13 protein-coding genes and 1 other annotated feature are annotated in these 11,771 nt (G+C 38.1%); all 13 genes read right to left on the bottom strand.

The window, feature by feature from the left end; all coding sequences use genetic code 11:
• Positions 1–26: 26 nt before the first annotated feature.
• Positions 27–503 (bottom strand): transcription elongation factor GreA, encoded by a 477-nt coding sequence (gene greA, locus M3225_RS05060; RefSeq protein ID WP_013059279.1) that lies wholly within the window; start codon positions 501–503, stop codon positions 27–29.
• Positions 504–721: 218 nt separating this feature from the next.
• Entirely contained in the window at positions 722–1,357 is a 636-nt protein-coding gene (gene udk / locus M3225_RS05065) for a uridine kinase (protein WP_013059280.1), read from the bottom strand.
• Positions 1,358–1,364: 7 nt separating this feature from the next.
• A complete protein-coding gene (locus M3225_RS05070) occupies positions 1,365–2,627 on the bottom strand; it encodes a peptidase U32 family protein (RefSeq protein ID WP_013059281.1) in 1,263 nt (420 codons plus the stop codon).
• A 39-nt stretch (positions 2,628–2,666) separates the two neighbouring features.
• Positions 2,667–3,596, bottom strand: coding sequence for a peptidase U32 family protein (locus M3225_RS05075; RefSeq protein WP_028411677.1), 930 nt, complete (start codon positions 3,594–3,596; stop codon positions 2,667–2,669).
• Complete coding sequence (locus tag M3225_RS05080) at positions 3,593–4,249, bottom strand: O-methyltransferase (RefSeq protein WP_251391483.1); 657 nt, start codon at positions 4,247–4,249, stop codon at positions 3,593–3,595. Before M3225_RS05080 ends, M3225_RS05075 begins: the two co-directional genes overlap by 4 nt.
• Positions 4,250–4,430: 181 nt before the next feature.
• Complete coding sequence (gene mltG / locus M3225_RS05085; protein WP_251391484.1) at positions 4,431–5,534, bottom strand: endolytic transglycosylase MltG; 1,104 nt, start codon at positions 5,532–5,534, stop codon at positions 4,431–4,433.
• A 412-nt stretch (positions 5,535–5,946) separates the two neighbouring features.
• Positions 5,947–6,231: a DUF1292 domain-containing protein gene (locus tag M3225_RS05090; protein WP_013059285.1), complete on the bottom strand. Its 285-nt coding sequence runs from the start codon at positions 6,229–6,231 to the stop codon at positions 5,947–5,949.
• A 154-nt stretch (positions 6,232–6,385) separates the two neighbouring features.
• On the bottom strand, positions 6,386–6,802 hold the full coding sequence (gene ruvX / locus M3225_RS05095; RefSeq protein WP_013059286.1) for a Holliday junction resolvase RuvX: 417 nt from the start codon (positions 6,800–6,802) through the stop codon (positions 6,386–6,388).
• A complete protein-coding gene (locus M3225_RS05100; protein WP_013059287.1) occupies positions 6,803–7,072 on the bottom strand; it encodes an IreB family regulatory phosphoprotein in 270 nt (89 codons plus the stop codon).
• 84 nt (positions 7,073–7,156) lie between these two features.
• Positions 7,157–9,790, bottom strand: a complete 2,634-nt coding sequence (gene alaS, locus M3225_RS05105) for an alanine--tRNA ligase (RefSeq protein WP_251391485.1) — start codon at positions 9,788–9,790, stop codon at positions 7,157–7,159.
• Positions 9,791–9,915: 125 nt separating this feature from the next.
• Positions 9,916–10,127 (bottom strand) — a binding site (T-box leader).
• Positions 10,128–10,178: 51 nt separating this feature from the next.
• Positions 10,179–11,240, bottom strand: coding sequence for an AI-2E family transporter (locus tag M3225_RS05110; RefSeq protein ID WP_251391486.1), 1,062 nt, complete (start codon positions 11,238–11,240; stop codon positions 10,179–10,181).
• Between the two features lie 114 nt (positions 11,241–11,354).
• Entirely contained in the window at positions 11,355–11,489 is a 135-nt protein-coding gene (locus M3225_RS05115) for a YrzQ family protein (protein WP_013059291.1), read from the bottom strand.
• Positions 11,490–11,514: 25 nt separating this feature from the next.
• A complete protein-coding gene (locus tag M3225_RS05120; protein ID WP_013059292.1) occupies positions 11,515–11,706 on the bottom strand; it encodes a hypothetical protein in 192 nt (63 codons plus the stop codon).
• Positions 11,707–11,771 lie beyond the last annotated feature (65 nt).

Genomic DNA, 11,771 nt, shown 5'->3' on the forward strand with positions numbered 1-11,771 from the left:
CAGTAGAACGCTTCCAACCATATGTTTTACTTAACAGATACAATTTTCACTGACATATCTCCACCAGGAGTTTGAACAGTTACTTGATCTCCAATTTGTTTGCCCATTAGGCTTTTAGCAATTGGTGAATCATTTGAAATTTTCCCTTCAAATGGATCTGCTTCTGCACTACCTACAATTGTATATGTTTCTTCGTCACCATCTGGTAATTCTACAAACGTTACAGATTTACCTAATGATACAATAGAAGAATTTTCTACATCTTCTTCAATGATTTTCGCATTGCGAATCATATTCTCAAGCGTCGTAATACGGCCTTCAACGAAAGCCTGCTCGTCTTTTGCAGAATCGTACTCAGAGTTCTCCGATAAATCTCCAAAACTGCGGGCGATCTTGATACGCTCTACAACTTCTTTACGTTTTACTGTTTTTAAATATTCTAGCTCTTGCTCTAGCTTTAGCTTTCCTTCTTCTGTCATTGGAAATACTTTTTCTTGTGCCATAATCCCTTCACTCCTTCTTGAACTCAAAATCTCTAGTGTATACAGTCGATTTCTGTATGTACAAAAAATTTTCCACTCTGTGGAAAAATCAGTTAATAGAGAAATGACAGCTCCAAAATAGAAGCTGCTCGTTTCTCTATTCTTTATAATGTTTGTGTTTAGTTAGCAGAATATGTCTGCATTGTCTTCAAAAAAATTCCTGTATCTATGCTATGTTATTATAAAATGGCATTTTGTTCAAGAATTGTTTGAATTTTAGTGACCATCAAGTCAATCGCTACGTGGTTTTGACCGCCTTCAGGAATGATAATATCTGCATAACGTTTTGTTGGTTCAACAAACTGATTATGCATCGGGCGAACCACAGATACGTATTGATCAACAACGGACTCAAGCGTACGCTCTCGCTCTTTAATATCACGAAGCATACGACGAATGATACGAAGATCCGCATCTGTATCTACGTATAACTTGATATCCATTAAATTACGCAAGCGCTGATCTTCTAGTACAAGAATACCTTCTAAGATAATAACATCTTTTGGTTCTTCCCTAATTACCTTTTCAGAACGGGTATGAATTGCGTAATCATATACCGGTTTGTCAATGCTCTCATAATTTAATAAGTTTTGCAAGTGTTCAATCAGCAAATCATTATCAAATGCTAAAGGATGATCGTAGTTTGTTTGCAAACGCTGTTCGAACGGTACATCGCTTTGATCTTTATAATAATAGTCTTGCTCAAGAAGCATAATAGAATGCCCTTTAAAATACTCATAAATAGCTTTGGTTACAGTTGTTTTACCAGAACCGGATCCACCAGCGATACCGATTACAACGGGCTTTTTCCCCATTTTATACTTAAATCCCCTTTCGCATCATGTTATATGAAAATAGAGGTTGGTCCACTTTAAATTTCACAATTTGCAGCGGATGACGCGCAGCATCTAATTCATTGCCATCTTCGTCCCAAATTTTATCTATTTTTTGCGTAAAGTTTTTAATTTCCGGACCGAAAAATTCCACTTCTTCTCCCGGTTTAAAATAGTTACGCTGTTGCAATGTCACGATGCTTGTTTCTTCATCATAATTCAATACTAAACCAGCAAAATCAAATTTTGTTTTCTTGCCGTGTACGCCAAACATTTGCTCATCCACTCCAGGAACTCCTTCAAAAAAGGCAGGAGCCGTATCGCGGTTTGCACATTTGTCTAGTTCATCAAGCCATTCTTTTTGAATAACAAAATTCTCAGGATCTGCACAGTATGCGTCAATCACTTTACGATATACGCTCACCACTGTTGCAATATAGTGAATCGATTTCATACGTCCTTCAATTTTCAAGCTATCAATACCCAGCTCAATCATTTGAGGGATAGATTGAATTAAATTTAAGTCTTTTGGACTCATCGCAAACGGATCGTCTTGTTCATCAAATAAAGCCGTTTCCGTTTTGCCGTCTTCTACTTTAAATAAATCATAGTCCCAACGGCATGATTGACAGCAGCCTCCACGGTTTGAATCACGCGCTGTCATATGGTTACTTAGCACGCAGCGTCCTGAATAAGCAATACACATCGCTCCGTGAATAAAAGCTTCAATTTCAATATCCACTTTTTCTTTCATTTCGCGCATTTCTTCAGCACCCGTTTCACGAGCCAGCACAACACGTTCTAACCCTTCTTCTTTCCAGAACTGAACGGCCTTCCAGTTTGAGAGTGATTGCTGTGTACTTAAATGTACTTCAAGCTTAGGTGCAACGCGTCGACAGGTTTCAATGATTAACGGATCAGCTACGATGATTCCAGAAACACCAGCGCGCTCTAATCCCATTAAGTAGTCTTCAAGTCCGTCCATATTTTCATTGTGAGCAAAAATGTTTGTTGTAACATAAATACGCGCGCCGTATTTGTTTGCAAACTGAACACCTTCTGCCATTTCTTCAAATGTAAAGTTATCTGCATTTGAACGAAGGCCAAACTCTTTTCCTCCGATAAATACAGCATCTGCTCCATAGTGTACGGCAACTTTTAATTTTTCAAGGTTACCGGCTGGAGCTAACAACTCAGGCTTCTTAGTAATAACTCGTTTACCTTCTACTACAGTATCGATTTGAACAGCCATCGTTTGTACCTCCTTTGTTTATCTTTCTTTGCATGATTCTTAATATACCGTTTCTTTAAAGAAAAACCCTGTGTCTAACGGGCGGTTAATTGGCTGCAAGCTTTCAATTTCTTCTAACAAATCATCTTTAACGTTTTCGTATTCTTCACGGTCATCTACACATAAATCAATCGCTTGACGATATTTTTTTGTTACTTCTAAAATATATTGCGGTGACTTTAATACGCCGTCAATTTTGAATACATCTACTTCAGCGTCAATCATTTCTGACAGCTCATCAATAATACACATATCATTTGGACTCATAATATGCGTTCCATTTTCATCTTCGAAAATTGGATACTTATTGTTTCGCTCATTATCAAGTAAAAACATATCTTTTTCTACTTTACGATTTTCAATTTCCATGACTTTTCCTTGATACTCAAAGTAGTTGCCAAGAAGTGAACGTTTTGATTGGAACATACACGTCATGCCATGCACCTGAACTTCAATTTCCACTTCGGCTTTTTCTTTGATATCAATAATGCTATCCATGCTTAGCTCACGAGCAAGAACTGCACGCTTAGCTCCTTTACGACCCCAGTAGTTACATGAATACCAGTTTGTTCCCGTTGTTTCAGTACTCCAGTGCATCTTCATTTCTGGAGCTGTTTCACGCACTGCCATCAATACAGCAGGATCTCCAAATACAATCGCATCCACGCTTGCTTCTTTTAAGAATAAAATATATTCATTTAATTCGGCGATTTTATCATTGTGAAATAATCCGTTCATCGCTACGTAGACTTTTGCATCATGCTGATGAGCAATATTCACAGCTTCTACGATATCTTCACGTTTGAATTCACCTGCTAAACGCAAACCGTAGCGCTGTTCACCAACCATAATAGCTGTTGCTCCAGCTTGTAGTAATGATTCGATTTCCGAAACTGCAGTTGGTGTCACTAATAGTTCTGGTTTTTTCATTCTTGGTCACCTCTTTTAATACTAATCGCGATTCCGTCTCCAATAGGGAGAATAGTTGTATAATAATCGGGATGATTCATCAGCCACGTATTGTATGCCTGAATTTTTTTAATTAAGCTGCGGCGTCGACGTGTTTCTACTTCCGCCAAATCAGTCGCTACGTGACCTTTAAATAGTACGTTATCCGAAATAATCATTCCTTTAGAAGATAGCATCGGCTCATAATGTTCAAAAAAACGCTGATACTGACCTTTAGCTGCATCGATAAAGATTGCATCATAAGGACCATGACGTTCAATTTCATCTCTAAGCTCTAGTGCATCTCCAAACAACGACACAATTTTATCTTGTTTTCCTGCCCGTTCAATAAACTCTTGCGCTTTTTGGTAACGCTCTTCATTTCGTTCTACCGTAACCACTCGTGCCTCTGGAAGCGCATGGGTCATTCGAATAGACGAATATGCAATGGCTGTTCCAATTTCTAATATATATTTTGGCTGATGAAGACGAAGAATTTGCAATAGCGTTTCAACACCAATCAATTCCATAATCGGAACGTGATGTTCTTTTGCATAAGCTTCCATTTCTTCAATAAGCTCCTGGCGCTTAGGAATAAGCTGTTCGACATACTGCTCTACGTTTTGTAAAAGCAAAACACTTCCTCCGTTCTCAGAAGTACATTTTACATTATGTTTTCATAACGTTTCATTACTGCAAAATAGTAAGACAACTAGTCTATTATAAGTTTTTTTCGTTTTTACGTAAACCCGATATATTTTAACATAAAAGATGGGGAATGCGAAGTATCGCGATTCCCCAATTTTAAATTTCCAATTATTTTTCGGTATTTTGCTTCTCTTTGCCTGTAATATGCTTGACTTTTTCTTTATTATGTTCTTCTAACGTTTTTGTAAAAATAACTTTTCCTTCAGGTGTAGCCAAGAAGTATAAATAATCTGTATTGGCTGGATGTAACGCAGCTTTGATTGACATCAAACCAGAGCTGGCAATTGGTCCTGGAGGCAACCCTTTTACTTTATACGTATTGTAAGGAGAGTCCACTTCTAAATGCTTATAGAACACGCGGTCTTTATGCTCTCCTAAGGCATATAAGACGGTTGGATCCGTTTGAAGAGGCATATTTTTTTCAAGGCGATTATAAAAGACGCTGGCAATTTTTTCTCGGTCGACTTTCTCAGTCGCTTCCTCTTCAATTAGAGATGACATTGTTAACAGTTTATGTGCACTGAATTTTTTCTTCTCTATTTGCCCACTGTACTGACCTAATACATTATTTGTTTTCCCTACCATTTTATCCAATATTTCATCTAACGACACATTTTTATTATAAAAATCATACGTAACGGGATATAAATAACCTTCTAGCGGATGTTTAATATCTTTTTGCATCACTTCATCCGTTACTAAATCTGGATACTTTTCTTTCATTTTAGTGACGAATGCCTTATCGTCTAGCTTTTTCATGACTTCGTCTTTTGTAAACTTTGTATTTTTAGCAATAATATCAGCAATTTCGACAAGCTGGCGGCCTTCTGGAATGGTGACACGAATATCAGGTCGTTTTGAAACCTCGCCTTTTTCCATTTTTTCAACCATTTCTCCTAAGCTCATAGAAGGAGAAAATAAATACGTCCCGGCTTGAAATCCAGACACATGGGTTAATTTTACGTAATAGCGAAATGCACTTTTACTTTTAATTAAATCTTCTTTTTTCAATACCGTACCAATCGATTGGACGGAAGAACCTTGTGGAATGGTCACATTTACTTTTTTATTACTGTTTCGATCTACCGGAGTTAAACGGGATTGAGCATAGAAAAATACACCGCCAACAAGTAAAAGAAGTAAAATAATTGTAATAAAAATAACTCGTTTTTTTCTTGAACGATTAGGTGGTAAAAATGTTTGTTGCGACAAGCAGCTTCCTGGTTAAATCTACTTCTGTAAAAGAAGATACAACCAGTTTCACCTCTTTTCTTCTTGATTTTTTATAAGTATGAACAGAGAGGAGACATGAGATTGCGATTCATTCGTATCTCCTATAGGTGTGAGATGGTATCGCTTCCTTAAACTATCGCCTCTCCTAAAATTTTTCCATGATTTATGTTATTGTCTGCCCAAAGTCTAGTTTCATCCGTTCAAACAATGAATTCTTTTATTAAAATGCACTCTCACACGCAGGAATTATTATACTACAATTTATCTTATTTTTCGTCATTATCATACAATCTGCCCTAAGAATGCAAGGAAAAACCTTTTTATATCTAAAAAGAACAGCCACTATGTAAAAAAAAGCTGATAACGATTGTCATCAGCTTTTTCACTATAATTATTCGCCTTCTTCGTCAAGGAATGTGTTAACCATTTCCTCAACCATGTCCCACTCTTCTTCCGTTTCAATCGGTTGAAGCTCACCGTCTTGACCATCTTCACTTGGTGTGAAAGCAGATGCATGGATTTCAATTTCTTCTTCATCATCTTGGTCTGCTCCAATTGGATAGTAAATTACATATGATTTGTTATATTGATCAGAATCAAATGTGAATAAAATTTCGCATAGCTGCTCATTTCCATTCTCATCGACGATTGTAATTTTATTTTCTTCTACGCTCATGTTTGCACCTCATTTTATATTGTAAGCTCTTAGCTTAACTTTTTCTTCAGCGAAAAGCAAGCTGTTCAGTTATTTCACTTCCCTTTTACGTACAAAAGAATATGCAAAAGGGAAATTCATAACTTTTCAGCTTAGGCAAAGCCCGCTGCTTTTGTTATTGCTTGCTGTCTAAGTATCCTTGAAGAATCATAACAGCTGCCATTTTATCGATTACTTTTTTGCGTTTCTTGCGGCTCACATCGGCAGATAGCAGTACTCGCTCTGCTGCCATCGTCGACAAGCGCTCGTCCCACATCATCGTTTCAATGTTGAGTTTTTCTTTGACGTTGTCAGCAAACTCGATGCACGCTTCGCCTCGAGGGCCAATCGTACCATTCATATTTTTAGGAAGACCCACTACGATTTTCTCTACGGAATATTCGTCAATTAACTGCTGTAAACGAGGGTATGATTGCTCCATCTGTTCATCTGCAATTTTAATTGTTTCAATTCCTTGCGCTGTCCATCCCATTTCATCACTAACTGCCACACCAATTGTCTTGGTTCCTACATCTAATCCTAATACGCGCATTTATGAATCCTTTCGATGCTGTTGTAAATAAGATTTAACAAGTTCTTCAATGAGCTCGTCTCGCTCTAACTGGCGAATTGTGTTTCTCGCATCGTTATGACGAGGAATGTAAGCAGGGTCTCCTGATAACAAATACCCAACGATTTGGTTAATCGGGTTGTAGCCTTTTTCTTGCAGTGCGTCATAAACCGTAAACAATACTTCATGTACGTTTGTTTCAGCTGGCTCATCTTGAAAATTAAATTGCATGGTTTTATCAAATGAACTCACGGTCCCACCTCACTCTCTTAATTTGTGAACACATTGTGCACTATGCTAAGTCTTATTTATATTGTACACCAAGAAAGAGGAGAATTAAACGGATTTAACCCATTCTTCTACAGTGCCAAGTGCTTTTTCAATTTGGCTAGCGTCTTTCCCTCCAGCTTGCGCCATGTCAGGGCGTCCGCCTCCGCCTCCGCCGCAAATCGTCGCTACTTCTTTGACAAGTTTGCCAGCATGATGGCCTTTAGCAATTAAATCTTTTGTTACACCTGCAATAATATTTACCTTTTCACCTTGTGGAGAAGCTAATACGATCACAGCAGATTCTAATTTTTGTTTTAAATCGTCAACCATTGCACGAAGGTTATTCATATCTGTTGCATTCACTTTCGCTGCTAGTACATTCACACCATTAATGTTTTGCACGCGATCAACGAGATTTCCAGCTTCAATATTACCAAGCTTTGTAGATAGTGAATCATTTTCACGCTGAAGATTTCGAATTTCTTCTAGTAACCCTTCAACGCGCCCTACTAAATCACGCGGGTTTGATTTTACTTTTGCCGCAGCTTCTTTTAGTAAGCCTACTTGATCATTCATTAACTGATAGGCAGCTTTTCCAGTTACAGCTTCAATACGTCGAGTACCTGCACCGATTCCAGATTCTGATACAATTTTAAATAAACCGATAACAGATGTATTTGGCACGTGACATCCACCACATAATTCTAAGCTGTAGTCGCCTACTTGTACTACGCGCACGATATCTCCGTATTTCTCACCAAATAGCGCCATTGCACCCATTGCTTTTGCTTCGTCAATTGCTTTATTTTCGATTTGTACAGAGATGCTGTCCCAAATCTTTTCATTAACAATTTGTTCAATTTTCTCAAGCTCTTCTTGTGTCACTTGACCAAAGTGAGAGAAGTCAAAGCGCAAGCGATCCGCTGTTACTAAAGAACCTGCTTGATTAACATGCGTTCCTAACGTATCTTTTAATGCTTGATGCAATAAATGCGTTGCCGTATGGTTTTTCACAATAGCACTGCGATTTTCTTCATCAAGTGTCGCCGTGTATGTTGCACCTTTTATAAGCTCACCGCTTGTTACAGATACCGTTTGTACATTTTGGCCGTTTGGCGCTTTTTGAACGTCTTTTACTTCCGCTGTTCCTGTAGCGCTTTGGATAGTACCTTGATCCGCAATTTGACCGCCGCTTTCTGCGTAGAATGGCGTGTGGCTTAAGATGACTTGCGCTTCTGTTCCAGCTTCAGCGCGATCAACAAGCTCACCGCCTACAATAATTGCTTCAACAACTGTTTCTACTTCATTTTTATCATAGCCAACAAACTCACTTGCAACCGTTATTTCACCAAGTACGCCGCCTTGAACTTGCATAGAACTAGAATCTTGACGAGCAGCACGTGCACGCTCACGCTGCGCTTCCATTTCACGTTCAAAACCTGCATGATCAATTTTCATGTTTTCATCTTCTGCATATTCTTCTGTTAATTCAACAGGGAAGCCATACGTATCATATAAACGGAAAACGTCTTCGCCTTGTACCGTATCGCTGTTTTGCGTTTGTTCTTTTTTAATAACGGTTGCCAAAATAGCTAGTCCGTCATTTAACGTTTCGTGAAAACGCTCTTCTTCATTTTTTACTACGCGCTGGATAAAATCCGTTTTTTCCTTTACTTCCGGATAGAAATCAACCATGATTTCACCTACTACCGGCACTAGCTCGTACATGAACGGACGATTAATGTTTAACTTTTTAGCATAGCGAACTGCTCGGCGTAACAAACGGCGCAGCACATACCCACGGCCTTCATTTGAAGGAAGCGCACCATCACCAACAGCAAATGTTACCGTACGAATGTGGTCAGCAATGACTTTAAATGCCGTATCTTGCTCATTATTTGTACGATATTTAGCGCCTGAAATGTTCTCTGTTGCTTCAATAATTGGCATAAACAAATCTGTATCAAAGTTTGTTTGCACATCTTGAATAACAGAAACCATACGCTCTAAGCCCATTCCTGTATCGATGTTTTTCTTTGGAAGCGGCGTATACGTACCATCAGGATTGTGATTAAATTGAGAAAATACGAGGTTCCAAATTTCTAAATAACGCTCATTTTCTCCACCTGGATATAATTCCGGATCAGTTAGGTCATTTCCATATGCTTCTCCGCGATCATAAAAGATCTCTGTATTTGGACCACTAGGACCTTCTCCGATATCCCAGAAGTTACCTTCCAAACGAATGATGCGTTCTTTAGGCACGCCCATTTTTTCATTCCAGATTTTAAATGCTTCTTCATCTTCAGGGTGAATCGTTACAGATAGCTTATCTGCGTCGAAGCCAATCCATTTATCGCTTGTTAAGAATTCCCATGCCCATTGGATTGCTTCTTCTTTGAAATAATCACCGATAGAGAAGTTACCAAGCATTTCAAAAAACGTATGATGGCGAGCAGTTTTACCTACATTTTCGATATCGTTTGTACGAATAGACTTTTGCGCGTTACAAATACGCGGGTTTTGAGGAATAACACGACCATCAAAATATTTTTTTAATGTAGCTACTCCACTGTTGATCCATAATAAAGATGGATCTTCATGCGGAACTAAAGATGCGCTAGGTTCTACATCATGGCCTTTTTCTTTAAAGAAATCTAAATACATTTGACGAACTTGTGCTGACGTCAGTTTTTTCATGATTGGTCCTCCTTTAATACTCTTCCTATTTATAGACAAAAAAATGATGACATAAAAGCATCTATTTTCCTTGTGTCCAAAAGCAATTGCTAGTTATTTGCACACAAAAAAACTCTCATCCCTGTAGCAGGGACGAGAGTTGAACTCGCGGTACCACCCTGATTATAAATGCCAAAAGCATTTATCACCTTCATAGCGTTAACGTTGCTGACACGGCAGGTTTTAGCCTGCACTCTGGACTAGCGTTCAGTTGCTCTTTGTTTAGCGCTTCTTTCAGCCAAGGAAGCTCCTCTCTAAAAACCAGTGTGCAACGTACTCGATCCATCATTGTGTTCAAAATATGTAGCGTTTTCTTATGGCGATATTATGACAAATTAACCGCTCTTTGTCAATGTTTGAGCGTATAAGAGCGGATATGCAAAATGGATATTTTAATGATTGCTAAAATTGGCACAGCCAAAATCAATCCTAATACTCCTCCAAACTCTCCTCCTAGAAGAAGAGCAAGCATGATAAACAAAGGGTGAATATGAAGACTCTTTCCTACGATAAGCGGAGACAGAACATTTCCCTCTAGAAACTGCAGCACAAAAATAATAACAACAATGGTAATAACCAATTTTATCGAGATAGTAGCTGCAATAATAGCTGCTGGAACCGCACCAATAATTGGGCCAAAATACGGGATGATGTTCGTTACGCCAATAATAAAGCCTAAAAGAAGTGCATAAGGTACATGAAAGAACCATAGTGCCGCTGTAGCAATCACACCAATAATGAGACAAACAAAAAATTGCCCTCTAATGTAATTGCCGAGCGATTCATTCACATCTGATAAAAAACGTTTGCCTGGTTTGTGCCACTTTTTAGGTGTGACATAAGCTGTTGCTTTCTTAATGGAAGAAAAATCCTTCAGCATATAAAAAACAATAAATGGAATAATGATTAAAATCAAAAAAGAGGTAATCAATGATTTTAACCCTTCCGCCACTTTTGCGAGCCACACGTTGAGCGTAGCCTCTACATCATCAATGCTACCTTCAATTTTCTCATGTACACCGTTTGGAAGTGAAGTTGTACGATCATGAATCGATTCTACCCAATGTCTATATGTATTCGTAAAATGAGGCAGCTGTTCGTTTAAATCTTTTACTTGTTCGACAAAAATAGGGTACGACTTATAGGCTCCAAACCCGATTCCTCCAAAAAAGATGACGTAAATCAGTAAAATAGCTAGAGGACGAGGCACGCCTTTATCATGCGTTTTTTCAATAAGCGGATGAAGTAAATATGTAATAAATGCTGCAATAAAAAAAGGTAGCAGTGCTTTTAAAAACATGTAAATAACAGGCAACCATAAAAACTGGACTTTAAAAAAGACTAATATGCACAGCAGCGCTAATAACAGCAGTCCGAATCTATAGAACCATTTGAATGAACTATCTTTCAACGTAAACTCCTCCTCTCTTCTATTTTTTGATAAAGAAAGGAGTTTATACATGCAGTTGTATCTTCTGCCTGCAAAAAAGCACTATTGCAGCTCAGTGCAATAGTGCTTTTTTTATTAGTGAATAGCTTTCATCATACGTTTACGCATTTTTTTCATATTTCTTTTTGTAAACATCTCTCGATCATCTGCCATTTTAAATGCATAAGCTCCAAGACCGAAAGCGACTACTGACGGAATGATTCTGCCCATTGCTCTTCCTCCCGGTAAAAAAGAATTAGAAATTGATTGTGCGCTCGTCGTCTGAGAACAAATCATCAAGCGAGCTCAATGTTCCATCTTCTTCTACTTGGTGAGTATTAATTTGTCCTTTTGAAATAGTCATTTCAATAAAACAATTCCAGCAGTAATACTGATTTACACCAATTTTGCCAACGTCAATACTTTTACAGTTTGGACATTTAAACAAAGTCGACACCTCTTTATACGTTCTAATTATATAAACGCATTATGTCCACTTCTTTCCATGTCCAT

It is taken from the genome of Priestia aryabhattai, from assembly GCF_023715685.1.
Lineage (GTDB): Bacteria > Bacillota > Bacilli > Bacillales > Bacillaceae_H > Priestia > Priestia aryabhattai_B.

Bases quoted from the DNA above. Each gene is read 5' to 3' on its own strand.
- greA (WP_013059279.1), bottom strand. From the start codon at position 503: ATGGCACAAGAAAAAGTATTTCCAATGACAGAAGAAGGAAAGCTAAAG.
- M3225_RS05075 (WP_028411677.1), bottom strand. From the start codon at position 3,596: ATGAAAAAACCAGAACTATTAGTGACACCAACTGCAGTTTCGGAAATC.
- M3225_RS05070 (WP_013059281.1), bottom strand. From the start codon at position 2,627: ATGGCTGTTCAAATCGATACTGTAGTAGAAGGTAAACGAGTTATTACT.
- M3225_RS05090 (WP_013059285.1), bottom strand. From the start codon at position 6,231: ATGAGCGTAGAAGAAAATAAAATTACAATCGTCGATGAGAATGGAAAT.
- ruvX (WP_013059286.1), bottom strand. From the start codon at position 6,802: ATGCGCGTATTAGGATTAGATGTAGGAACCAAGACAATTGGTGTGGCA.
- udk (WP_013059280.1), bottom strand. From the start codon at position 1,357: ATGGGGAAAAAGCCCGTTGTAATCGGTATCGCTGGTGGATCCGGTTCT.
- alaS (WP_251391485.1), bottom strand. From the start codon at position 9,790: ATGAAAAAACTGACGTCAGCACAAGTTCGTCAAATGTATTTAGATTTC.
- M3225_RS05115 (WP_013059291.1), bottom strand. From the start codon at position 11,489: ATGGGCAGAATCATTCCGTCAGTAGTCGCTTTCGGTCTTGGAGCTTAT.